Origin of the sequence: Streptomyces sp. NPDC090045 (genome assembly GCF_044747975.1) — a bacterium.
Taxonomy (GTDB): domain Bacteria; phylum Actinomycetota; class Actinomycetes; order Streptomycetales; family Streptomycetaceae; genus Streptomyces.
On sequence record NZ_JBIVFA010000002.1, the window covers coordinates 844,640 to 867,331 of the forward strand.

The 22,692-nt window shown below is 72.6% G+C and carries 19 protein-coding genes; 13 read left to right on the forward strand and 6 right to left on the reverse strand.

The annotated features are described in order from the left end of the window. Positions 1 to 84 precede the first annotated feature (84 nt). Positions 85 to 1,086, forward strand: coding sequence for a DNA-3-methyladenine glycosylase family protein (locus ACIPYQ_RS08830; RefSeq protein WP_401247614.1), 1,002 nt, complete (start codon positions 85 to 87; stop codon positions 1,084 to 1,086). Between the two features lie 10 nt (positions 1,087 to 1,096). Here the strand turns inward: ACIPYQ_RS08830 and ACIPYQ_RS08835 are convergent, their stop codons facing one another. The 3 genes from ACIPYQ_RS08835 to ACIPYQ_RS08845 form a co-directional block, all read right to left on the reverse strand. Next, a complete protein-coding gene (locus ACIPYQ_RS08835; RefSeq protein WP_401247741.1) occupies positions 1,097 to 2,353 on the reverse strand; it encodes a coenzyme F420-0:L-glutamate ligase in 1,257 nt (418 codons plus the stop codon). Positions 2,354 to 2,406: 53 nt separating this feature from the next. Further along, on the reverse strand, positions 2,407 to 3,366 hold the full coding sequence (gene cofD / locus ACIPYQ_RS08840) for a 2-phospho-L-lactate transferase (protein WP_361756184.1): 960 nt from the start codon (positions 3,364 to 3,366) through the stop codon (positions 2,407 to 2,409). Between the two features lie 108 nt (positions 3,367 to 3,474). Further along, complete coding sequence (locus tag ACIPYQ_RS08845) at positions 3,475 to 4,038, reverse strand: cysteine dioxygenase (protein WP_401247618.1); 564 nt, start codon at positions 4,036 to 4,038, stop codon at positions 3,475 to 3,477. 646 nt (positions 4,039 to 4,684) lie between these two features. Between ACIPYQ_RS08845 and ACIPYQ_RS08850 the strand changes: the two genes are divergently transcribed. The 3 genes from ACIPYQ_RS08850 (at position 4,685) to ACIPYQ_RS08860 (ending at position 10,294) form a co-directional block, all read left to right on the forward strand. Next, complete coding sequence (locus tag ACIPYQ_RS08850; RefSeq protein ID WP_003983763.1) at positions 4,685 to 4,948, forward strand: WhiB family transcriptional regulator; 264 nt, start codon at positions 4,685 to 4,687, stop codon at positions 4,946 to 4,948. Positions 4,949 to 5,192: 244 nt separating this feature from the next. Next, complete coding sequence (locus ACIPYQ_RS08855; RefSeq protein WP_401247621.1) at positions 5,193 to 8,813, forward strand: glycosyltransferase; 3,621 nt, start codon at positions 5,193 to 5,195, stop codon at positions 8,811 to 8,813. Next, positions 8,810 to 10,294, forward strand: coding sequence for a DUF5719 family protein (locus ACIPYQ_RS08860; RefSeq protein WP_361756193.1), 1,485 nt, complete (start codon positions 8,810 to 8,812; stop codon positions 10,292 to 10,294). Before ACIPYQ_RS08855 ends, ACIPYQ_RS08860 begins: the two co-directional genes overlap by 4 nt. A 51-nt stretch (positions 10,295 to 10,345) precedes the next feature. Here ACIPYQ_RS08860 and ACIPYQ_RS08865 read toward each other — a convergent pair whose 3' ends face one another. Further along, positions 10,346 to 10,822, reverse strand: coding sequence for a metallopeptidase family protein (locus ACIPYQ_RS08865; protein WP_361756220.1), 477 nt, complete (start codon positions 10,820 to 10,822; stop codon positions 10,346 to 10,348). Positions 10,823 to 10,915: 93 nt separating this feature from the next. Here ACIPYQ_RS08865 and ACIPYQ_RS08870 point away from each other — a divergent pair, with 93 nt between their 5' ends. The 6 genes from ACIPYQ_RS08870 (at position 10,916) to ACIPYQ_RS08895 (ending at position 16,684) form a co-directional block, all read left to right on the forward strand. Further along, positions 10,916 to 11,290, forward strand: coding sequence for a DUF3499 domain-containing protein (locus tag ACIPYQ_RS08870; protein ID WP_319734150.1), 375 nt, complete (start codon positions 10,916 to 10,918; stop codon positions 11,288 to 11,290). A gap of 77 nt (positions 11,291 to 11,367) precedes the next feature. Next, positions 11,368 to 12,738 carry a phosphomannomutase/phosphoglucomutase gene (locus ACIPYQ_RS08875; RefSeq protein ID WP_401247625.1) on the forward strand — a complete coding sequence of 457 codons (1,371 nt, stop codon included), beginning with the start codon at positions 11,368 to 11,370 and terminating at the stop codon, positions 12,736 to 12,738. A gap of 307 nt (positions 12,739 to 13,045) precedes the next feature. Further along, positions 13,046 to 13,231, forward strand: a complete 186-nt coding sequence (locus ACIPYQ_RS08880; protein WP_319733427.1) for a Trm112 family protein — start codon at positions 13,046 to 13,048, stop codon at positions 13,229 to 13,231. A 107-nt stretch (positions 13,232 to 13,338) separates the two neighbouring features. After that, positions 13,339 to 14,472 (forward strand): SIS domain-containing protein, encoded by a 1,134-nt coding sequence (locus tag ACIPYQ_RS08885; protein WP_401247627.1) that lies wholly within the window; start codon positions 13,339 to 13,341, stop codon positions 14,470 to 14,472. Positions 14,473 to 14,512: 40 nt separating this feature from the next. After that, positions 14,513 to 15,688 carry a mannose-6-phosphate isomerase, class I gene (gene manA / locus ACIPYQ_RS08890; protein WP_401247630.1) on the forward strand — a complete coding sequence of 392 codons (1,176 nt, stop codon included), beginning with the start codon at positions 14,513 to 14,515 and terminating at the stop codon, positions 15,686 to 15,688. Positions 15,689 to 15,760: 72 nt separating this feature from the next. Continuing rightward, on the forward strand, positions 15,761 to 16,684 hold the full coding sequence (locus tag ACIPYQ_RS08895) for a cation diffusion facilitator family transporter (RefSeq protein ID WP_401247632.1): 924 nt from the start codon (positions 15,761 to 15,763) through the stop codon (positions 16,682 to 16,684). Positions 16,685 to 16,761: 77 nt separating this feature from the next. Here ACIPYQ_RS08895 and lepB read toward each other — a convergent pair whose 3' ends face one another. Continuing rightward, on the reverse strand, positions 16,762 to 17,469 hold the full coding sequence (gene lepB, locus ACIPYQ_RS08900; RefSeq protein WP_401247635.1) for a signal peptidase I: 708 nt from the start codon (positions 17,467 to 17,469) through the stop codon (positions 16,762 to 16,764). A 338-nt stretch (positions 17,470 to 17,807) separates the two neighbouring features. Here lepB and ahcY point away from each other — a divergent pair, with 338 nt between their 5' ends. Both ahcY and ACIPYQ_RS08910 read left to right on the forward strand, forming a co-directional pair. Next, positions 17,808 to 19,244: an adenosylhomocysteinase gene (ahcY, locus tag ACIPYQ_RS08905; protein ID WP_401247637.1), complete on the forward strand. Its 1,437-nt coding sequence runs from the start codon at positions 17,808 to 17,810 to the stop codon at positions 19,242 to 19,244. Between the two features lie 127 nt (positions 19,245 to 19,371). Then, on the forward strand, positions 19,372 to 19,992 hold the full coding sequence (locus ACIPYQ_RS08910) for a hypothetical protein (protein ID WP_361771245.1): 621 nt from the start codon (positions 19,372 to 19,374) through the stop codon (positions 19,990 to 19,992). Between the two features lie 10 nt (positions 19,993 to 20,002). Here ACIPYQ_RS08910 and ACIPYQ_RS08915 read toward each other — a convergent pair whose 3' ends face one another. Further along, complete coding sequence (locus ACIPYQ_RS08915; protein ID WP_401247641.1) at positions 20,003 to 20,935, reverse strand: RDD family protein; 933 nt, start codon at positions 20,933 to 20,935, stop codon at positions 20,003 to 20,005. A gap of 112 nt (positions 20,936 to 21,047) precedes the next feature. Here ACIPYQ_RS08915 and ACIPYQ_RS08920 point away from each other — a divergent pair, with 112 nt between their 5' ends. Continuing rightward, positions 21,048 to 22,055, forward strand: a complete 1,008-nt coding sequence (locus tag ACIPYQ_RS08920) for a stage II sporulation protein M (protein ID WP_362241588.1) — start codon at positions 21,048 to 21,050, stop codon at positions 22,053 to 22,055. Positions 22,056 to 22,692 lie beyond the last annotated feature (637 nt).

A 22,692-nucleotide genomic window follows, 5' to 3' on the forward strand; every position in this document is an offset into this window, starting at 1 on the left:
GGGGGCGGAGCCCCGGTCTTGTCCGGTCCGGGCGGAGCCCGGCGGGGTGCGGGGCGGAGCGCCCGGCAGGGCTACGCTCGACGCATGGCCGGCCGATTCGATCCGCTCACCCGTACCGCCGTGCGCGGCGGCCGCACCGACGTCCCGCCCGGCCAAGGCGCAACCGCCGGCGCCGGCGCAAAGGAACGCCTGTGGACCCCCGAAGGTCCCCTCGACCTCGGCCTCACCCTCGGCCCCCTCAGACGCGGCCCCGCCGACCCCACCTTCCGCACCACCCCCGACGGCTCGGTCTGGCGCACCGCCCGCACCCCGCAGGGCCCGGCCACCCTCCGCGTGGCCCGCGGCGCGGGCGGGCAGGTGCGCGCCGAGGCCTGGGGCCCCGGCGCCGACTGGTTCCTCGAACAGCTCCCCGTGCTCCTCGGCGCCGCCGATGACCCGGCCGTCTTCGTCCCCCGCCACCGCCTCGTGCACGCCAGCCACCGCCGCCGCCCCGGCCTGCGCCTCACCCGCACCGGCATGGTCCTGGAGTCCCTGATCCCCACGGTCCTGGAGCAGAAGGTCACCTCCGACGAGGCCTACCGCTCCTGGCGCCGCCTCGTCCGGCAGTACGGCGAGCCCGCGCCCGGGCCGCAGGACCAGGACCTGTACGTCGTGCCCGACGCCCGCACCTGGGCCATGATCCCGTCCTGGGACTGGCACAGGGCCGGGGTCGACGCGAAGCGCTCCGCCACCATCGTCCGGGCCGCCCGCGTGGCGAACCGCCTGGAGGAGGCCGCCGCCATGGGCCCGGCCGAGGCCGCGCGACGGCTGGAGGCCGTCCCAGGCATCGGCCCGTGGACCTCCGCCGAAACCCTTCAGCGCAGCAACGGCGACCCCGACGCCGTCACCACCGGCGACCTGCACCTCCCCGGAATCATCGGCTACGCCCTCGTCGGGGACCGCGACACCGACGACGACGCCATGCTGGAGCTCCTCGCCCCGTACGCCGGGCAGCGCCACCGCGCCGCCCGGCTCATCCTCCTCGCGGGCCACACCCCGCCCCGCCGCACGCCCCGCATGCCGCGCAGCGACATCGGCCGGCTCTGACCCCGGGGGCTCAGCGCACCCGGATGAAGTCCTCCGCCGACCGGACCGCCCGTTCGGCGGGTGCCGCGGCCGGGTGACCCACCGCCACCGCCCCCATCGGGTCCCAGTCCTGCGGCAGCCCGAGCACCTCCCGCACCACGTCCCGGCAGAACATCGTCGAGGACACCCACGCCGACCCCAGCCGCTCCCCGGCCAGCGCGACCAGCAGGTTCTGTACGCCCGCGCCCATCGCGACCACGAACATCTCCCGCTCGGCCGCGTCCCGCCGCGCGTGCCCGTAGTGGTGCGCGCCGTCCGTCACCAGGCACGGCACGACCAGGTAGGGGGCGTTGCGCAGCACGTCCCCGCGCCGCACCCGCTTGGCCACGGACTCCTCGGACTTGCCGTCCGCCCGCAGGTCCGCGATCCACGCGTCCCGCATCGCGTCGAGCAGCTCCGTCCGCGAGGCCTCGGACTCCAGCAGCACGAACCGCCACGGCGTCGTGTGGTGCGGGGCCGGGGCCGTCACGGCCGCGGCCACCGCCCGCCGTACCGCGCCCGGGTCCACCGGCTCCGCCGTGAAGGTCCGTACGGTACGGCGCTGCGTGACGGCTTCCCGTACGGCCTCCGAGGTGCCCAGCCGGAACATGTCGTCGGCGGGGGTCCGCACCAGGTCCCGCGCCGAGGTGCCCTCGCCGAGGACGTGGGCCAGGCCGCGCACGACGGCCACGGGCAGCCCGGCCGCCTTGCCCTTGACCAGGTCGCCGGCGGCGGCGAGCTCGTCCGCGGTCGCCACCACCGTCGCGCTGAGCGGATTGCCGTGCGCGTCCGTGCCCCCGCGCAGGTCGTCCAGGACCCGCACGCCGGCCGAGCCGATGGCCACGTCGGTGAGCCCGGTGCGCCACGGCCGCCCGAAGGTGTCGGTGACGACCACGCCCACGTCGACGGAGAGGACGTCGCGCACCCCGGCGCGGATCGCGGCGGCCGAGGCGTCGGGGTCCTCGGGCAGCAGCAGCACCGTGCCGGGGGCGGTGTTGGAGGCGTCCACCCCGGCGGCGGCCATCACCAGGCCCTGCCGGTTCTCGACGATGCGCAGGGGGCCCCGGCGCGCGACCACCCGTACGGTCTCCGCGTCTATGGCCTCCTCGCGGGAGTCCGCCTCCACGATCCGGCCCTCGGCCTTGGAGACGATCTTCGAGGTGACGAGCAGGACGTCCCCGTCGCGCAGATCGGGTGCGGCCGTCGTGATCAGCTTCGCCAGGTCGTCCCCGGGCCTGACCTCCGGCATCCCGACGACGGCCCGCACCTCGTACGAGGGAGCGTGCCCCGGGGTCGGCTCCGTCACCGGGAGGCCTCCGCCAGTTCCAGCGCGGCCCGCGCCATCTCGGCGGTGGCCTCCAGGTCGGTCATCATCAGCGGCACCGCGCGGCAGGTGATCCCGGCGGCCTCCACCTCGGCAACGGCGTCCGCGTCGGCGGTGTCCACGAGCCAGCCGTCGAGCAGCCCGGTCCCGTAGTGCAGGGCCACGGCCGCTGCCGTGGCCTCGACGCCGACCGCGGCCAGCACCTTGTCGGCCATCCCGCGCACGGGCGCGCCCCCGACGATGGGGGAGAGGCCGATCACGGGCGCCCCGGCGGCGGCAACCGCTTCCCGGATGCCGGGCACGGAGAGGATCGTCCCGACCGAGACCACCGGGTTCGACGGCGGGAAGAGGATCACGTCGGCGGCGGCGATGGCCTCCAGCACGCCCGGGGCGGGCTTGGCCTGCTCGGCGCCCACCGGTACGACGGCCTCCGCGTCCACCGCGGCGCGCAGCCGGACCCAGTACTCCTGGAAGTGGATGACGCGGCGCTCCCCGGTGCCCGCCTCGGTGATCGCGACGTGGGTCTCGACCCGGTCGTCGGACATGGGCAGCAGCCGCACCCCGGGCTGCCAGCGGTCGCAGAGGGCCTCGGTGACGGCGCTCAGCGGGTAGCCCGCGCCGAGCATCTGCGTACGGACGATGTGGGTGGCGAAGTCGCGGTCGCCGAGGCCGAACCAGGTGGGTCCGACCCCGTACGCCGCGAGCTCCTCCTTGACGGTGAAGGACTCGTCGGTGCGGCCCCAGCCCTGCTCCTCGTTGATGCCACCGCCGAGGGTGTACATCACCGTGTCGAGGTCGGGGCACACCTTGAGCCCGAACAGGTGGATGTCGTCACCGGTGTTGCCGATGACCGTGATGTCCGCGTCGGGCACTGCCGACTTGAGTCCGCGAAGGAACCGGGCGCCGCCTATACCGCCGGCCAGAACAACAATGCGCATGCAGACAGTCTGTCAGCCGGAGGCTGTCGCTGAGGGGTGGTGGTCGGTGGGGGCACCTCCCAGCGGTAGCTGGGGGAGGGTGGGGCCGTCAGCGGAGCGACGAGTGGGTCAGGCGGGTACGGACTCGGATTCGGCCGGGGAGCAGCTGTGCATCGGCATCTCGGTCAGACCGGGGAAGTACACGTGCAGGCTGACCGCGCCGTCGAGGGTGTCGTTGACGACCTCGTGCGCGAAGCCGGGGGCGAGGACGCGCTGGGATCCGGGGCGGTGGGTGAGCCGTCCGCGTGACGTGTGCTCGGTGAGCTCGCCTTCGAGCACGGTCAGGACGCCGGAGGAGGCGCCGTGGTCGTGCGGGCCGCTGCCCTGGCCGGGGACCCAGCTGAGCAGCCAGACCTCGTAGCCGGGGCCGGTGCGCAGCCGGTGGTACCAGCGGGTGGTGGCGTCGTACTGGACGAGGTGCTCCCAGGAGGCGCGGTCCTCGGCGATGGAGCGGGCGAGGCCGACGAACTCGGCGACGGTGGCCGGGTGTTCCCGGGCGGGCTGGAGGAGGTGCTGGACGGCGAGGATGTCGCCGGCGATCTGCAGGTCGCTCTCGACGGGCGCGGCGGCCGCGGGAGCGGCGGAGGCGGGGGCCGCGGTGGGGGCGGGGGTGGCGCTGTGCGTGCTGTTCATCGTGGGGGTTACCTCGACGGATGTCAGTCGTGCTGGCGGTTGCTGTGGGGGCGGGCCGGAGCTCACGGGAGCCGGGGCTCCGGGGGCATCAACAGCTGCAACAGCAACAGCGAACCTGGGCAGCGCACAGGAACCCACGAATGGGGGTCCGGGTGGCGACTGCGGGCGCTGACATGCGAACAAGGAGAACGGGTGGAGGGTCGGACTGTCAACCCAATGTCCGGTTTGGGGTAAAAGTTTCACCTCATCCGGTTACTGTGCGCGGAGAAAGGTTTGTGCACCCCGGGGCAGGGGATGTGGCGCTGTGCCGGAGCTCAACCAGCCTGCTCCTAAACCCGGACACGTCATCTCGTGACCAGAATGTGATCTGCGCCGCTTCTCGGGTCCGATCGCAACCCCGCCCACGGGCGGCGCGTGGATAACGGGTGAAGGGAGCAGTCTCGCGACACCTGATGCATGTGTCACGATTTTTGGCGATATGAACACTTTCTGCATACGCTTGGTTCCGCAGAGTGAATAAGGGGCCCAATAGCAGATCCCGGCTTGACTGCTCCGGAGCCACGCACTTGTAATTTCACTCGTGTCGTTACGTAGCGATCAGTAACGGCATCACCACGGGGACGCACAGACAGAGCGAGGGGCGCACATGACCGAGCTGTTTCAGGAACTGCTGGTCGAGGAGGCGGACGAGGAGCTCGGATGGCAGGAGCGCGCTCTGTGCGCCCAGACCGACCCCGAGTCCTTCTTCCCCGAGAAGGGCGGCTCGACCCGCGAGGCCAAGAAGGTCTGCCTCGCCTGCGAAGTCCGCTCCGAATGCCTTGAGTACGCCCTCGCCAACGACGAGCGATTCGGCATCTGGGGCGGCCTGTCCGAGCGCGAACGCCGCCGGCTGAAAAAGGCAGCGGTCTGAAACGGCCGAGGCGCCACCGGCCCGGCACCCACCGCACCACGCACGACATATCGAACGATCGAAAGACACCACACACAGCACGGCAAACGGTCCGCCTCCTGCACCTTCCCCGCAGGAGGCGGACCGTTGTGTTGCCAGCCGTTAGGGTGGGGCGCTGTCCAGCAGCCTCCGAGGGCACACCACCCCCGGACCCTCCCCCCGGCCCCGTCCGGAGGGACCCCCAGGCCGGAGGGCCAGTAGCGCGATGTCCCTGCACAGCCAGTCGGCGGCCTCCCACCAGGCCCCCGCCACACCCGAGTTCCCCCGGCACGTCGTCACGGCGGTCCTCGTCGCCCATGACGGCGCCCGCTGGCTGCCCCGGACACTCGCCGGCCTCCTCGGCCAGGAGCGCCCCGCGCAGAACCACATCGCCGCCGACACCGGCAGCGCCGACGACTCCGCGCGGCTGCTCACCGAGGCCCTCGGCGGCGACCGGGTCCTGCACCTCGCCCGCCGCACCGGATTCGGTACGGCCGTGGACGAGTCGGCCCGGAGCGCGGGCACCCTGACCCCCGAGGACCTCCCGTACCTCAAGCGCCCCAGCGGCTGGGACCCCGTCAGCCGCACCTGGCGCGACGACACGTACGACCTCCCCGAACTCCCCCACGGCGAACCCGTCCAGTGGCTCTGGCTCCTGCACGACGACAGCGCCCCCGAACCCGACGCCCTCACCGAACTGCTCCGCGTCGCCGAGGAGAACCCCGACGCCGCCGTGATCGGCCCCAAACTGCGGGGCTGGTACGACAAGAAGCAGCTCCTCGAAGCCGGTGTCACCATCGCCCGCAGCGGCCGCCGCTGGACCGGACTCGACCGGCGCGAACAGGACCAGGGCCAGCACGACCAGGTCCGCCCCGTCCTGTCCGTCTCCACCGCCGGCATGCTCGTCCGCCGCGACGTCTACGACGACCTCGGCGGCTTCGACCGGCGCCTGCCCCTGATGCGCGACGACGTCGACCTGTGCTGGCGCGCCCAGAGCGCCGGCCACACCGTCCTCGTCGCCCCCGACGCCGTACTGCGCCACGCCGAGGCCTCCGCCCGCGAACGCCGCACCGTCGACTGCGCCGGCCGCACCACGGCCAGCCCGCACCGCGTCGACAAGGCCGGCGCCGTCTACACCATCCTCGCCAACAGCTCCGGCCGCGCCCTGCCCTACGTCCTGCTGCGCGTCCTCCTCGGCACCGTCCTGCGCACCCTCGCCTACCTCATCGGAAAGGCCCCCGGCCAGGCCGTCGACGAGATCACCGGCCTCCTCGCCACCCTGCTGCGCCCCGGCAAGCTCCTCGCCGCCCGCAAGGCCCGCCGCCGCCCCGCCGTCCCCGCCGCCGACCTGCGCCCGCTCTTCCCCCCGCCGGGAGCCTCCCTGCGGGCCAACGCGGAACAGCTCGCCGGCTACTTCGGCGGCGACCGCGACACCGACGCCGCCCCCGCCGGCCGGCACGGCGGAGGCAGCATCCTGAACGCCCCCGGCGAGGACGGCGACTACGCCGTGGCCGAGGAACGCTTCGCCCGCCTCAGGCGGATCGCCCGCAACCCCGCCCCGGTCCTCTTCGGCCTCCTCCTGCTCGTCTCCCTCGCCGCCTGCCGCGGCCTGATCGGCGGCGGCTCCCTCATGGGCGGCGCCCTGCTGCCCGCCCCCGACAGCGGCTTCGACCTCTGGAGCGCCTACACCGACGGCTGGCAGCCCGTCGGCACCGGCTCCACCGCCGCCGCGCCCCCCTACCTGGCCGTCCTCGGCGCCCTCGCCACCCTCCTGTTCGGCTCCACCCAGGCCGCCCTGACCCTGCTGCTCGTCGGCTCCGTCCCGCTCGCCGGCCTCACCGCCTACTTCGCGTCCCGGCCGCTCGTCGAGTCCCGGCTGCTGCGTGCCTGGGCCGCCATCGCCTACGCCTTCCTCCCCGCCGTCACCGGAGCCCTCGCCGGCGGCCGCCTCGGCACCGCCGTCCTCGCCGTCGTACTGCCGCTCATCGCCCGCTCCGCCGTCGCCGCCTTCGCCCTCGGCGGGGGAACCGCCGACAAGCCCGGCAGCTGGCGCGCGGTGTGGACGTACACGCTCCTGCTGACCCTGACCACCGCCTTCACCCCCGTGGTCTGGCCGCTCGCCGCCGTCCTCGGCACCGCCGCGCTCGTCCTGCGCCGCGCGCACTGGAAGGCGTACGGCCCCCGGCTGCTCGCCACCCTCGCCGTCCCGCTGCTCGTGCTCGCCCCCTGGTCGATCGGCCTGCTCACGCACCCCGGCCGCCTCCTCCAGGAAGCCGGACTGCCCTACGGATCCGGCTCCGCGCGCGCCCTCGACCTGCTCGGCATCAGCCCCGGCGGCCCCGGAACCGGCGCCGGACTGCTGCTCGCCGGCATCGTCCTCGCCGCCCTGGCCGCCCTGCTGCGCACCGACCGCCGGTTCGCCGTCCGCACCGCCTGGGCCGCCGCCCTCGCCGCGCTGCTCCTCGCCGTCCTCGCCAACCGGACCGCCTGGGCCGGCCCCGCCACCCTCGTCTACGGACTCGCCCTCCTCGCCGCCGCCGCGCTCGGCGCCGACGGCGCCAGGGAGCGGGTCGCCGCCCGCAGCTTCGGCTGGCGCCAGCCGCTGGCCGCACTCATCGCCCTCGCCGCCGCCGCGGGCCCGCTGGTCGCCGCGGCCACCTGGACGATCGCCGGCGCCGACGGCCCGCTGGAACGCCGCGACCCGGTACAGGTCCCGGCCTTCGTCGCCGACGCGAGCGGCGACGACAACCAGACCCGCACCCTGATCCTCGACCTGGACCCGCCCGCCACCGTCTCCTACAGCCTCGTCCGCGGCTCCGGCGGCCGCCTCGGCGACGCCGAGATCACCGCCCGGACCGGCGGCGACCCCCGCCTCGACAAGGTCGTCTCCAACCTCGTCGCAGGCTCCGGCGCCGACCAGTCCAGCCAGCTCAGCGCCTACGCCATCCGCTTCGTCATGTTCCGCCCCGGCGGCCCCGAAGAGATCCGCCGCGTCCTCGACGCCACCCCGGGCCTGAGCCGGCGTCACCAGCAGGACGGCACCGCCCTGTGGGGCGTCGAGCCCTGGCTGCCCCGCGCCGTCATCGTCTCCGGCAAGCAGGGCGAGGCGCCGATCCCGGTCGCCGCCGGACCCGTCGAGGCCCACGGCAAGATCCCCGACGGCGAGGCGGGCCGCGTGCTGCGCATCGCCGACCGGGCCGACGCCGGCTGGCAGGCCACCCTCGACGGCAAGCCCCTCAAGGCGAAGACCCTCGACGGCTGGGCGCAGGGCTTCGAACTGCCCGCCGCCGGCGGCCGCCTCGACCTCGTCCACGAGGACTCCCTCCTCCAGAGCGCCTGGTACTGGGCGCAGGGCCTCCTCGCCCTGGTCCTCCTGGTGATGGCCCTGCCGGGCCGCCGCGCCCAGCTCGACGACGACCTGCCCGAGGAAGAGGCCGCGATCCCCGCCCAGCCCGGCCCGGGCGAGGCCGGCGAGGGCCGTCGCGCCCGTCGGCTGCGCGCCGAGGCCGAGCCCGCCCCCGTACCGGTGGAGACTGCCGCCGTCGCCGATCCGTACGCGCAGATCCCGGCGCAGCCGGTGTACGGGGAGGAGTCGTACGCCTACCAGGCCTACGGCGACCAGGGCGGCTACGCGTACGAGCCGCAGCCCCAGCAGCCGCTCCCGTACGAGCAGTACCCGGCGGCCTACGACCAGCAGGGACAGCAGGGACAGCAGGCCTACGAGGCCCCCTACCCGCAGCAGTACCCGTACGAGCAGTACGAGCAGTACGACCAGTACGACCCCCACGCACCGCACGATCCCCACGCACCGCACGACCCGCGTCCTGACGGGAGCCCCCAGCAGTGAAGCAGCGCGCACCCCTGACGCTGGCCGCCGTGACCGCGGCGCTGGCCGCCCTCACCGGACTCGCCGCCCTCACCGCCCCCGCCGCCGGCGGCAGCACGGCCGACGGCAAGGCGGCGGCCGCGGCCCGGATGCCGGTGGAGCGGTCCCTGCTGGTGTGCCCGGGGCCCAGCTCCTCGGACATCGCGGAGACCACGTACACGGCCTTCACCCCGGGCGCCCCCGCCGGAGAGGGCAAGGGCTCGGCCCGGCTGCTCGGCGCCACCAAGGACGCCAAGCCGGTGCTGGAGCCCAAGGAACCGGGCAAGCCCGTCGGGGCCACCGCCAGCGGAGCCGACGCGCCCGCCCTCACCGGCAGCGCCGACGGGGTCCTCGCCCCCGGCTGGACGGCGCAGCTGACCACCAAGGTCTCGGTCGGCCGGGCCCGCGGCGTGCTCGGCGTCGGCTGCACCGCGCCCGACACCGACTTCTGGTTCCCCGGGGTGAGCACGGCCAAGGGCCGCGAGGACTACGTCCACCTCACCAACCCCGACGACGCCGCGGCCATCGTCGACATCAAGCTCTTCGGTCCGGACGGACTGGCCAAGCCCGAGGGCGGCGCCAGCGAGAACATCCGGGTCGACCCCAAGTCCACCAAGACGGTCCTGCTCTCCTCGCTCGTCCCGGGCATCCAGCTCGCCGACGCCACCGCGCACGTGACGACCCGCGCGGGCCGGGTCGGCGCCTCGGTGCAGGTCGCCGAGGAGGGCGTGGGCGCCGACTGGCTGCCGGCCTCCACCGACCCGGCGGGCTCGCTGGTGCTGCCGGGCATCCCGGCCGACGCAGCCTCCGTACGCCTCGTGGCCTTCGTACCGGGCGAGGAGGACGCGGACCTGAAGGTGCGCCTCGCCGCACCGGGCGGCGCGATCAGCCCGGCGGGCAGCGAACAGCTGCACGTCAAGGCCGGTATGACGGCCGTCGTGGACCTGAAGGACGTGACCCGCGGCGAGGCCGGTTCGCTGCTGCTGGGCCCGGCCGACGCCAAGAAGGCCGCCCCCGTCGTCGCGGCGGTACGGGTGGTCCGCGGCAGCGGCGCCAAGCAGGAACTCGGCTTCGTGCCGGCCACCGGGCCGGTCGGCACCCGGGCGACCGTGGCCGACAACCGTCCTGACGAGAACACGACCGTGCTGTCGCTGACCGCCCCCGCCGCCGACGCGAAGGTCAAGGTGACGGCCTCGCCGGGCACCGGCGGCGGCGAGCCGGCCTCCCAGGAGGTCACGGTCAAGGCGGGCACCACGCAGACGCTGACCCTGGCCCCGGCCGGCGGCAAGGGCTCCTACGCGCTCACCGTCGAGACCCTCTCGGGCGGCCCCGTCCACGCGGCCCGCACCCTGTCCCTCCCGGACGAGGGCATCGCGATGTTCACCGTCCAGACCCTGTCGGACGACCACTCCACGGTCGCCGTCCCCCGGGCCGCCCAGGACCTCTCGGTCCTGACCAGATAGCCCGGCTCCAACGGACGAAGAGGCGGGGACCCCAGGGGGTCCCCGCCTCCGTCAGTCCTGCCCGTAGCGCGGGTCCACGGTCTCGGGCGACAGGCCGAGCAGCTCCGCCACCTGCTCCACCACGATCTCGTGGACCAGCATCGCCTTCTCGTCACGCGTCTTCGTACGGATCTCCACCGGCCGCCGGAAGACCACGACCCGGGCCGGCCGCCCCTCGCGGGACTCCGACACCGCACCCAGCGGCACCGCCTCGTCGTTCCAGCCGCCGTCCGCCCCGCCCGGCGGGCCAGGGACGTCACCGACCAGGAACTCCACCTCGGCCAGCTGCGGCCAGCGCCGCTCCAGCCGCTCCACGGAATCCCGTACGAGGTCCCCGAACAGCTCCGACCGGCTCGCCGACAGCGGCACCTGAGGAGGGGCCACCGGCCCGCGCATCCCGCGTCCGTGCCGGTCCCGCCGGCGCGGACGCGGCTCGGTGGGGGCCGCTGCAGGGGGCTCGCCGGGGCAGGGAGGCAGAGGGGTGTCCATCACCCCCGCAGGGTAGCTCCGAGCACGACACGGGGGAGTGAGCGGCGGTGGAGTCGTCGCGGCCCGGTCAAGAGTGCGGTACCGTCCAACGTCGTGAGCCTTGTACGTCGCTGTTCGCGCACCGCGTGCGGCCGCCCTGCCGTCGCGACACTGACGTACGTCTACGCCGATTCGACCGCAGTTCTCGGCCCGCTCGCCACCTACGCCGAACCCCATTGCTACGACCTGTGTGCCGAGCACTCGGAGCGCCTGACCGCCCCGCGCGGCTGGGACGTCGTCCGCCTGTCCGACGGCTCCGGGCCGTCCCGTCCCAGCGGCGACGACCTCGAAGCCCTCGCCAACGCGGTCCGCGAAGCCGCCCGCCCGCCCGGCCGCGCGGCCGAGGCCGGCGGCTCCGGCCAGGGCCGCCCGGTCACCGGAGAGACCCGTCGTGGACACCTGCGCGTCCTGAGATCGCCCGATTCCTGACGCTCCGATCGGCTGAAATGGAGCTCCTGGTTCAAGGTAGGTTTGCTGAACCGCACAGAACCTCAGGAGGGCAGGCAGTGGCCGCAGATCTTTCGAACATCGTCAAGGCGTATGACGTGCGTGGCGTCGTGCCGGACGAGTGGGACGAGTCGTTGGCGGAGCTGTTCGGTGCCGCGTTCGTGGAGGTGACGGGGGCTTCGGCGATCGTGATCGGTCACGACATGCGGCCGTCGTCCCCGGGTCTGTCGGCGGCGTTCGCGCGGGGTGCGGCCGCGCGCGGTGTGGACGTGACCCTGATCGGTCTGTGTTCCACGGACCAGCTGTACTACGCCTCCGGTTCGTTGAACCTTCCGGGTGCGATGTTCACGGCTTCGCACAATCCGGCGAAGTACAACGGGATCAAGCTGTGCCGGGCGGGTGCGGCGCCGGTGGGTCAGGACACGGGGCTCTCGCAGATCCGTGAACTGGTGGAGAAGTGGTCGGAGTCGGGCGCTCCGGCGGTGGCTGCCGGCACGGTTGCGGGCACGGTGACGGAGCAGGACAGCCTTCCCGGCTACTCCGCCCACCTGCGGGGGCTGGTGGACCTGGCGTCGATCCGTCCGCTGAAGGTGGTCGTGGACGCGGGCAACGGGATGGGCGGTCACACCGTCCCGACGGTGTTCGAGGGCCTGCCGCTCGACGTCATCCCGATGTACTTCGAGTTGGACGGTACGTTCCCCAATCACGAGGCGAATCCGCTGGATCCGAAGAACATCGTGGATCTGCAGGCGCGTGTGCTGGCGGAGGGTGCGGATCTGGGTATCGCGTTCGACGGGGACGCGGACCGCTGTTTCATCGTGGACGAGCGGGGTGAGGGCGTCTCCCCGTCCGCGATCACCGCTCTGGTCGCGGCGCGCGAGCTGGCCCGCAACGGCGGCACGGGCACCGTGATCCACAACCTGATCACCTCCTGGTCCGTCCCCGAGGTCGTGCGTGAGAACGGCGGCACCCCGGTCCGTACCCGCGTCGGCCATTCCTTCATCAAGGAGGAGATGGCGAAGACGGGTGCGATCTTCGGTGGTGAGCACTCGGCGCACTACTACTTCAAGGACTTCTGGAACGCGGACACGGGCATGCTGGCCGCGCTCCACGTCCTGGCGGCGTTGGGCGGCCAGGACGGCCCGCTGTCGGCCCTGGTGGCTTCGTACGACCGGTATGCGGGTTCGGGCGAGATCAACTCGACGGTCGCCGACCAGGCGGACCGCCTGGCGGCGGTGAAGGCCACTTACGCCGGCCGCAGCGATGTGACGGTGGACGAGCTGGACGGTCTGACGGCGACGGGCGAGGACTGGTGGTTCAACGTCCGCGCGTCCAACACCGAGCCCCTGCTCCGCCTGAACGTGGAGGCCCGCGACCAGGCCACCCTGTCGAAGGTCCGCGACGAGGTCCTGGCCCTCATCCGGGCGTGATGTTCATCGGTCAGGGGCGGATCCCCCGCCCCTGACCAGGCCGCATCTTTCAGCGGTGGCCAGCACATCCAACCCTTGACCGTCACATTTCAGCGGTGGCCGGCAAATCCAGCCCCGCCGGCGTTTGAGTGGGGGTCCCCCCGGACGAAGTCTGGGGGAGGGTCCGGGCGGAGCCCGGTGCCCGGCGGAGCCGGGTTCCCACGGCGGGAGCCAACGCGCACACTCCAGGCCGCACCGGAGGTGACTCGGCGGTACGCTGACCTCGCCCCACCCCAGAACCATCCGCATGCCCGAAGGGAACCGCCCCATGCCGCTCGAAGCCGGCCTCCTGCAGATCCTCGCCTGCCCCGCCTGCCACGCGCCCCTCGAGGACAAGTCGGCCGACGAGACGGCCCCCGAGCTGATCTGCACCGGCCAGGACTGCGGCCTCGCCTACCCGGTCCGTGACGGCATCCCGGTGCTCCTGGTCGACGAGGCCCGCCGCCCCGCCTGACCCCTGCCGCGCCGCGCCGCGTAGGCACACGCACACGCGCGCACGCAGACCCAGACGCTGAGACCGATTCCGCACCCCTGGATCCGTCAACACCGCCGGAGGCCGCCATGCTCGACGAGTCGCTCCTCGACGCACCGGACGATCTCGCCCGCGTCGACCGCCGGGGCCTGCTCCGCGGCGCGGCCGAGGCCGGTGCGAGAGTCCGTACCGCGGCCCGGCACGCGAACGAGGCGGGCCTCGCCGACCTGCGCCCCGACGGCCGCCCGCGCGCCGTCCTGATCGCCGGGCCCGGCACCGCCGCCACCGGCGTCGCCGACCTGCTGGGCGCCCTCGCCGGCGCGTCCGCGCCCGTGATCCGGCTGGACCCCACCGGCGTCGCGCACGCCGCCGGCGCCCTGCGCTGGGCCCTGCCCGGCTGGGCCGGCTCGGTCGACCTCCTGCTCATCGCCACCACCGACGGCACCGAGCCGGGCCTGGCCGTCCTCGCCGAACAGGCGTACCGGCGCGGCTGCACCGTGGTCGCCGTCGCCCCCGAACGCTCACCGCTGAGCGAGGCCGTGGACGGCGCGCACGGGCTCCTCGTCCCGATGGCCAAGGCCCCGTACCAGGAGTACGACGAATCCGCCGCCGCGGGCCCCGGCGCCCTGTGGGCGCTGCTCACGCCCCTGCTGCTGCTCCTCGACAAGGTCGGCCTGATCACCGCGGCCCCCGACACCCTGCAGCTCGTCGCCGACCGGCTCGACCGCACGGCCGAACGCTGCGGGCCCGCCATCGCCACCTACTCCAACCCGGCCAAGACCCTCGCCGCCGAGCTCGCCGACTCCCTCCCGCTCATCTGGAGCGAGGGCACCGGCGCCGCCCCCGCCGGCCGCCGCTTCGCCGCCACCCTCGCCGAGCTCGCCGGCCGCCCCGCGCTGTCCGCCGTGCTCCCCGAGGCGCTGCCCGCCCACGGCATCCTGCTGGCCGGGGCCTTCGCCGCCGGCGCCGACCCCGAAGACTTCTTCCGTGACCGGGTCGAAGAGCCCCAGGCCCTTCGTGCCCGCATCGTCCTGCTGCGCGACCGGCCGGCCGGCGGCCTCACCGCCGCCCCCGCCGCGCGCGAGCTGGCCCTCAGCCACGACACCGCCATCAGCGAGCTCGAACCGGAGGAGGGAGTCGAACTGGAGCAGCTCGCCGAACTCCTCGCCGTCACGGATTTCGCCACCGCCTACCTGGCGTTGGCTTCCGGGGGACACAGCTGAGGTACACGCACACGCCCCGGCTCTATCCAGGAAGACGACGATGGACCGCCTGACGAACACGATCCGCCCCTACGCCTGGGGATCCACCACGGCCCTCCCCGCGCTCCTCGGTGTCGAACCCACCGGTGAGCCCCAGGCCGAACTGTGGATGGGCGCCCACCCCGGAGCCCCCTCCCGCCTCGACCGCGGCGCCGGCGAGGTGGCCCTCTCGGACGTCATCGCGGCCGACCCCGAGGGCGAGCTCGGAGCGGCCACCGTCGCCAAGTTCGGCCCCCGGCTGCCCTTTCTCCTCAAGATCCTCGCCGCAGGCGCGCCGCTCTCCCTCCAGGTCCACCCCGATCTGTCCCAGGCGCAGGCGGGCTTCGAGGACGAGGAGCGCCGCGGGGTCCCGGTCGACGCGGGCCACCGCAACTACAAGGACCCCAACCACAAGCCCGAAATGATCTGCGCGCTCACCGCCTTCGACGGGTTGTGCGGCTTCCGCGCGCCGCTGGAGGCCGCCGAACTCCTCGCGGGCCTGGACGTGGACAGCCTCAAGCCGTACGTCGACCTGCTGCACGCGCACCCCGAAGAGGCGGCCCTGCGCGAGATGCTCACCGCCGTACTGACCGCGGACCGTGCCGAGATGGCCCACACCGTCCACGAGACCGCGGCCGCCGTCGAGCGCCTCGGCGGCCCGTACGCCCCGTACGCCACCCTGGCCCACCACTTCCCGGGCGATCCGGGAGTCATCGCGGCCATGCTGCTCAACCACGTCCGACTCCAGCCCGGCGAGGCGATGTTCCTCGGCGCCGGCGTCCCGCACGCCTACATCGACGGACTCGGCGTCGAGCTGCTGGCCAACTCCGACAACGTGCTGCGCGCCGGACTCACCCCCAAGCACGTGGACGTGCCCGAACTGCTGAAGATCGCGAAGTTCGAGCCGGGCGACCCGAACGTGCTGCGCCCCGAAGGCGACGGCGGCGAGGAGGTCTACGAGAGCCCGATCGACGAGTTCCGGCTCTCCCGCTTCCTCCTTGCGCCCGGCGGTGTCTCCCGCGTGCTGTCGACGGCCGCCCCGCAGATCCTGCTCTGCACGGCCGGTTCTGCGACAGCCCGTTCCGCGACGGCCGGCGAACTGCCGCTGACACCCGGCGAATCGGTCTTCGTACCGGCGGGCGAAAAGGTCGAACTGTCCGGAAACGGGACGGTATTCCGTGCCACCGTGGTGGTCTGACGCCGCGTCCGTCCCGGCGGCTGCAACAATGTGCGGCCGGTAGTCAGTGGCTAGGAAGGACATCCTGCACCCATGAGCGCGTCGGGCGGTACCAGGGCGATCGTGGCGGCACTCGCCGCCAACCTCGCCATCGCTGTAGCCAAATTCGTGGCATTCCTCTTCAGCGGCTCCTCGTCGATGCTCGCGGAGAGCGTCCACTCGCTCGCGGACTCCGGGAACCAGGGGCTGCTGCTCCTCGGCGGAAAGAAGGCCAAGCGCGAGGCGACCCCGCAACACCCCTTCGGGTACGGGCGCGAGCGCTACATCTACGCCTTCCTCGTCTCCATCGTGCTCTTCACCGTCGGTGGCATGTTCGCCATCTACGAGGGCATCGAGAAGATCAACCACCCGCACCCGATCGAGGCCTGGTACTGGCCGGTCGGCGTGCTCGTCTTCGCGATCATCGCCGAGTCCTTCTCCTTCCGCACCGCGATCAAGGAGTCGAACGAGATCCGCGGCAAGCAGACCTGGACCCAGTTCGTCCGCCGGGCCAAGGCCCCCGAGCTGCCCGTCGTCCTCCTGGAGGACCTCGGTGCACTCGTCGGCCTGGTGCTGGCCCTCGGCGGCGTCGGCCTCGCCCTGCTGACCGGCAACGGCGTCTGGGACGGCATCGGCACCCTGTGCATCGGCGTCCTGCTCATCCTGATCGCGATCGTCCTGGCCGCGGAGACCAAGTCCCTGCTGCTCGGCGAGGCGGCGGGCCTCGAAGAGATCGAGAAGATCACGACCGCGCTCGTCGACGGCGACGTCGTCACCCGCGTCATCCACATGCGGACCCTGCACCTCGGCCCGGAGGAGCTGCTGGTCGCCGCCAAGATCGCCGTCGAGGGCCACGACACCGCCACCCAGGTGGCGGACGCGATCAATGCAGCCGAGGCCCGCATCCGTGAGGCGGTCCCGATCGCCCGCGTGATCTACCTGGAGCCGGACATCTACCGTCCCGAAGCCGCCAAGTAGCCCACGGACGTACGAAGGCCCCCGCGAGCACCGGCCCGCGGGGGCCTTCGCGCATCCGCCCCGGCGGGTGCCGGCCCTCAGTCCGAGGCGCCGGGTGCGGGGGCGCCCCAGGCAGGCTGCGCCGGCGCCGGCTTCCTGCGGCGCACCACCAGCGCCACGACCCCCAGCACGCCCCCGGCCAGGAACACGACGGCGCCGAGCGCCTGAAGGCCGCCCACCACGATGAGGTCCGTCGGCTCCGCGACGGCCTCGCCGCGGATCGACGACAGGGGCACGGTGCCGCTGTTCTCGGTGAGGTGCATCGTGGAGTCCACCGAGTTCCCGCGGTTGTCCCCCATGAGGAACATCCGACCCTCGGGAACCGTCACGTCGAACGGCACGACCGCCGGAACCGACCGGTCCAGGATGTACGGCTCGTCCAGCGGCTCCCCGTTGAGCCGCAAGGCGTCCTCTCCCCGCCGGTGCTCGATCCGGTCGCCGCCGCGTGCCACCACCCGCGACAGCATGAGCCCGCCCGGCCTCCACTCCGGAACCGATACGAGCACCACGTCCCCGCGCCCGATCTCCAGCTCCTCGCCGGCGGCCCCCATGGAGAACCAGCCGGCGTCACCCGCCGCGTACGTCGGCCGCATGTTGTCGCCCGATATCCGGTGCTTCTCGTAGTCCACCTCAGAGTGCCCGGCGGACATGGCCGAGTAGGCCGCCCCGCCGAGCACCAGCACCCCGCCCGCCACCAGCAGCACGATCGCCCAGATGCCCCGTCTCCGGCCCCGCCTGCGTTCCATCCGCCCCACCCCTTCGATCCGTTCCTGTGCGCGCCGAAGCGTACGGAACACCGTCGGGCCCTCACCGGAGGGGGGGAAAGGTCTGAAAGGCCCTGAATGTGCCAGCCGGGAGGCCTGGCATCAGCTCACGCCTTCTTCCTCGTCTGACTGGGGCTCACTCCACCGATCGGTGTAGATTCGTGGTCAGTGTCAGGCGTCGCTGCTGATGGCGGGTCGGGCGGTCCTTGCGACCGGCCGAGGGGAGAGAGGACCCCCGACGGACTGTGCTCGGTGTCCCGTCCCCAGGACGGCGCACGGACCAGCCGTACCCACCTCTCGAACCATGAGGAGCAGCACCCATGGACTTCAAGGTCGCAGACCTGTCCCTTGCCGCGTTCGGCCGCAAGGAGATCACCCTGGCCGAGCACGAGATGCCGGGCCTGATGTCGATCCGCCGCGAGTACGCCGAGGCGCAGCCGCTGGCCGGCGCCCGCATCACCGGCTCGCTGCACATGACGATCCAGACCGCCGTCCTCATCGAGACGCTGGCCGCCCTCGGCGCCGACGTCCGCTGGGCCTCCTGCAACATCTTCTCCACCCAGGACCACGCGGCCGCCGCCATCGCGGTGGGCCCGAACGGCACCCCGGAGAACCCGCAGGGCATCCCCGTCTTCGCCTGGAAGGGCGAGACGCTGGAGGAGTACTGGTGGTGCACCGAGCAGGCGCTGACCTGGCCGAACACCCCCACCGGCGGCCCGAACATGATCCTCGACGACGGTGGTGACGCCACCCTGCTCGTCCACAAGGGCGTCGAGTTCGAGAAGGCCGGCGCGGCCCCGGACCCGTCGACCGCGGACTCCGAGGAGTACGCCCACATCCTCACCCTGCTCAACCGCACCCTCGGCGAGTCCCCCCAGAAGTGGACCCAGCTCGCCTCCGAGATCCGCGGCGTGACGGAGGAGACCACCACCGGTGTCCACCGCCTCTACGAGATGATGTCCGAGGGCACGCTGCTGTTCCCGGCGATCAACGTGAACGACGCGGTGACGAAGTCGAAGTTCGACAACAAGTACGGCTGCCGCCACTCCCTGATCGACGGCATCAACCGTGCCACCGACGTCCTCATCGGCGGCAAGACGGCCGTGGTCTTCGGCTACGGCGACGTCGGCAAGGGCTGCGCGGAGTCGCTGCGCGGCCAGGGCGCCCGGGTCATCGTCACCGAGATCGACCCGATCTGCGCGCTGCAGGCGGCGATGGACGGCTACCAGGTCGCCACCCTCGACGACGTCGTCGAGACCGCGGACATCTTCATCACCACGACCGGCAACAAGGACATCATCATGGCCGCCGACATGGCCAAGATGAAGCACCAGGCCATCGTGGGCAACATCGGCCACTTCGACAACGAGATCGACATGGCCGGCCTCGCGAAGATCGACGGCATCGTCAAGGACGAGGTCAAGCCGCAGGTCCACACCTGGAAGTTCCCCGACGGCAAGGTCCTCATCGTGCTGTCCGAGGGCCGTCTGCTGAACCTGGGCAACGCCACCGGCCACCCCTCCTTCGTGATGTCGAACTCCTTCGCGGACCAGACCCTGGCCCAGATCGAGCTCTTCACCAAGCCCGAGGAGTACCCGACCGAGGTCTACGTGCTCCCCAAGCACCTCGACGAGAAGGTCGCCCGCCTCCACCTCGACGCCCTCGGCGTCCGCCTGACCACCCTGCGCCCCGAGCAGGCCGCGTACATCGGTGTCCAGGTCGAGGGCCCGTACAAGCCGGACCACTACCGCTACTGATCCATCCCTGATCAGCTCCTGATCAGCGGCGGCACCACGTGAAGCAGGCCCCCGGCACCCGTGCCGGGGGCCTGCCCCATATCGCTCGACGCCCCCGAAGCCCCCGATCCCGAGAAGTGTGCGCACCATGCCCCGCGGCCGATACTCGCTCCACGACCCGCACGACCACGCCCCCCTCGGCGAGGAGCACTTCCACTGCGCCCCCGGACCCTCGGGCTGGCGCTACGTCTCCCAGCTCACCGCCCCGAACGGCGACCACCGCGGCTCCGTCGACCTCGCGATCGACGAACTCGGCCGCCCCATCCGCCTCGAAGTGAACGCCGCGAGCTGGCAGGTCCGCGGCGCCGCCATCGACGGCGTCACCTGGGTCCGCACCGATCCCACCGGCACCGAGGCCACCGAGGGCAACATCGCCGCCCCCGGCTTCACCGGCACCTCCCCGGCCTTCCTGATCGCCACGGCCCGGCTCCTGCGCCTGACCCCCGGCGCCCCCGCCACCCGCGTCCGGCTCCTCGCCCTGACCGACCCGGTCCTGGCCCCCCGTACGGTCGACCAGGCATGGGCCCTGCTGGCCCGCGCGGAACACCCCACCGACAGCGGCCCGCTCCTGGTGGACGAGTACCAGGTCAGCGCCCTGGACACGGGCGAGGTCCACACGATCCACATCGCCGGCGACGTGGTGCTCTCGGCCCCCGGCATCGAGCTCGAACACCTGGAGACCCCGCCCTCCACCTTCGACGAGCACTGACCCCCCAGGCTCAGGCGGGCGGCGCGAATCCTCCGGCGCGCGGAGCCTCCGCGGGGGCCGCGGGCGCGGGAGCCGCGTAAGGAGCCGGCGTCGCCACGGGGGCCGGAACGGGCGTCGGCGCGAAGGCGGCGGGAGCCGGGGCCGGCTGGAAGCCGGGCGTCGGCTGGAAGGCGGGGGCCGGCGCGGCGGCAGCGGCGGCCCCGAAGGCCCGGGCGGCGTCCCGCGACTGCCGTTCGTGCACGACGGCCATCAGGAACGCGGCAGCGGGCACGCCCGCCGGCGCGGGCGCCCCCGTACGCGCCAGCAGATCGTCCGCGAGCCTCGCCGCCATCGCGGCGCCCACCTGCGGATCGAGCTGGTTCATCCGCGTCAGGTACTGGCGTATCGCCAGCCACAGACCGTCCGGCACCGCCGACAGGTCGAGCCCGGTGAACCGGCCGGCCAGCCACGGCGGCGGAGGCGGCACCGGCATCACCCGGGCACCGGGCACCCGCTCCCGGACCACCAGCGTCCCGGCGAAGACGTCCCCGAGCCGCCGCCCGCGCGCCGAGACCAGCGAGGCGATGCACGCGATCGTCCCGAAGGTCAGCAGCAGCTCCACCACTCCCATGGCCCCGCGGACCAGCGCGTGCCGGAACCGGATCGGCCCGCCGTCGTCGCGCACCACCCGCAGCCCGCAGGCGAGCTTGCCCAGGGACCGCCCGTGGGACAGCGTCTCCACGGCGATCGGCACGCCGACCAGCAACAGAAGGAAGCCCGCCACCCCTACGGCCGCCTGGGCGGCGTCGTCCAGCGAGGCGGTCGCGAGGGCCAGCCCGACCGAGAGCAGCACGTACCCGGTGACGTACACGACCAGGTCGAGGAGGATCGCCAGCCCGCGGCTCGGCAGCCTCGCGGGCCGCAACCCCAGGACGACCGCGTCCCCCGTCACCAGATCGCTCACCGCAGCACCTCTCATGTGACCTGCCCCGCCCCAACGGCATCCAGTCTGCCAAGCTGACCACACGAGGGAATAGGCAGCAGCAGGTGACCTGGGGCAGGGGAGCGGCAACCGGATGGATCTCGACGTCTTCGTGACGGCACACCGCGCGGAATGGGACCGCCTGGAGCAGCTCCTGGGCCGCGGCCGCAAGCTCACCGGTGCGGAGGCCGACGAACTCGTCGCCCTCTACCAGCGCGCCTCCACCCACCTCTCCCTGATCCAGTCCAGCACCCCCGACCCGATGCTCACGGGTCGGCTGACCCAGCTGGTCGCGCGCGCCCGCGCCACGGTGACGGGCACCCGCCGGGCCGGCTGGCGCGACGCCGCCCTCTTCTTCACGGCGGCCTTCCCGGCCGCGGTCTACCGCAGCCGCCGCTGGTGGATACCGACTGCGCTGCTCTCCACCGCTCTCGGCGTGCTCATCGGCTGGTGGATAGCGACGCACCCCGAGGTCCAGGGCGCCATCGCGGCCCCGGCGGACCTGAAGGCGCTCACGCAGCCGGGCGGCGGGTACGAGACGTACTACTCCAGCCACCCCGCGGGTTCCTTCGCCGCCAAGGTCTGGACGAACAATGCCCAGGCGGCGGCGATCTGCCTCGTCCTCGGCGCCTTCCTCGGACTCCCGGTGCTGTGGATCCTGTTCCTGAACATGGCCAACCTCGGGGTCGGCCTCGGCCTGATGGCCTCCGCCGGCCGCCTCGACGTCTTCCTAGGCCTGATCCTCCCGCACGGCCTGCTCGAACTGACGGCGGTCTTCGTGGCCGCGGGCACCGGCCTGCGCCTGGGCTGGACGGTCATCGACCCGGGCCCCCGCACCCGCCGCACCGCCCTGGCGGAACAGGGCCGCGCGGCCCTCGGCATGGCCATCGGCCTCGCGGTGGTCCTGTTCATCTCCGGCCTGATCGAGGGCTTCGTGACCCCGTCGGGCCTCCCCACCTGGGCCCGCATCACCATCGGCGTCGTCGCCGAGGCGGCCTTCCTGCTCTACGTCTTCGTCCTGGGCGGCAGGGCCTCCCGCGCGGGCGAGGTGGGCGACGTCGAGGCCGCCGACCGGACGGCGACGCTCCCGACCGCGGCCTGATGTGCGTACAAGCCTGCTGAGCTGCTAGTCTCCTCGTCGTCCCGCGAAGACCGTTGACACGGAGCGCGCGGGGAGGTAGATTCGAACGGTTGCCTCGAACTGGACAAGTTCGGCAGCGATGGTTTAACCTATCTCTCGCCCCCATCAAGGAATTGAATTCCAGTGGGGCGTAGCCGACTCCTCATTCAGGAATCCAACGCCGGGAAATCCGGTGGAGAACTTCTGATAGAGTCGGAATCGCCGGAAAGGGAAAGCGCGAAAGCGCAGGAACTGGAAAGCGCCGAGGAAGTCGGGCCCGAAAGAGTCTGATAGAGTCGGAAACGCAAGAACACAGCAGAACAGAACGAAAGCCCGGAGGAAAGCCCGAGAGGGTGAGTACAAAGGAAGCGTCCGTTCCTTGAGAACTCAACAGCGTGCCAAAAATCAACGCCAGAAGTTGATACCCCGTCCACTTCGGTGGATGAGGTTCCTTTGAAAAAGTCCTGTAGGGCTTCCTTGTGAAGCACTTGCAGGCAATTACACAGCGAGGACGTTGTGGTATGTCGGTCTTATTCCGACCTGATGTGCCCGCTCTAAGTGATGTGTGCACCCGATTACGGGTAAACATTCATGGAGAGTTTGATCCTGGCTCAGGACG

What these genes read in the sequence shown, in the direction of transcription:
- ACIPYQ_RS08885 (WP_401247627.1), top strand. Translation starts at nt 13,339, where the DNA reads ATGCTCGACGAGTCGCTCCTCGACGCACCGGACGATCTCGCCCGCGTC.
- cofD (WP_361756184.1), bottom strand. Translation starts at nt 3,366, where the DNA reads ATGCGCATTGTTGTTCTGGCCGGCGGTATAGGCGGCGCCCGGTTCCTT.
- ACIPYQ_RS08855 (WP_401247621.1), top strand. Translation starts at nt 5,193, where the DNA reads ATGTCCCTGCACAGCCAGTCGGCGGCCTCCCACCAGGCCCCCGCCACA.
- ACIPYQ_RS08845 (WP_401247618.1), bottom strand. Translation starts at nt 4,038, where the DNA reads ATGAACAGCACGCACAGCGCCACCCCCGCCCCCACCGCGGCCCCCGCC.
- ACIPYQ_RS08850 (WP_003983763.1), top strand. Translation starts at nt 4,685, where the DNA reads ATGACCGAGCTGTTTCAGGAACTGCTGGTCGAGGAGGCGGACGAGGAG.
- ACIPYQ_RS08920 (WP_362241588.1), top strand. Translation starts at nt 21,048, where the DNA reads ATGGATCTCGACGTCTTCGTGACGGCACACCGCGCGGAATGGGACCGC.
- ACIPYQ_RS08880 (WP_319733427.1), top strand. Translation starts at nt 13,046, where the DNA reads ATGCCGCTCGAAGCCGGCCTCCTGCAGATCCTCGCCTGCCCCGCCTGC.
- ACIPYQ_RS08830 (WP_401247614.1), top strand. Translation starts at nt 85, where the DNA reads ATGGCCGGCCGATTCGATCCGCTCACCCGTACCGCCGTGCGCGGCGGC.
- manA (WP_401247630.1), top strand. Translation starts at nt 14,513, where the DNA reads ATGGACCGCCTGACGAACACGATCCGCCCCTACGCCTGGGGATCCACC.
- ACIPYQ_RS08865 (WP_361756220.1), bottom strand. Translation starts at nt 10,822, where the DNA reads ATGGACACCCCTCTGCCTCCCTGCCCCGGCGAGCCCCCTGCAGCGGCC.
- ACIPYQ_RS08910 (WP_361771245.1), top strand. Translation starts at nt 19,372, where the DNA reads ATGCCCCGCGGCCGATACTCGCTCCACGACCCGCACGACCACGCCCCC.
- ACIPYQ_RS08895 (WP_401247632.1), top strand. Translation starts at nt 15,761, where the DNA reads ATGAGCGCGTCGGGCGGTACCAGGGCGATCGTGGCGGCACTCGCCGCC.
- ahcY (WP_401247637.1), top strand. Translation starts at nt 17,808, where the DNA reads ATGGACTTCAAGGTCGCAGACCTGTCCCTTGCCGCGTTCGGCCGCAAG.
- lepB (WP_401247635.1), bottom strand. Translation starts at nt 17,469, where the DNA reads ATGGAACGCAGGCGGGGCCGGAGACGGGGCATCTGGGCGATCGTGCTG.
- ACIPYQ_RS08835 (WP_401247741.1), bottom strand. Translation starts at nt 2,353, where the DNA reads ATGCCGGAGGTCAGGCCCGGGGACGACCTGGCGAAGCTGATCACGACG.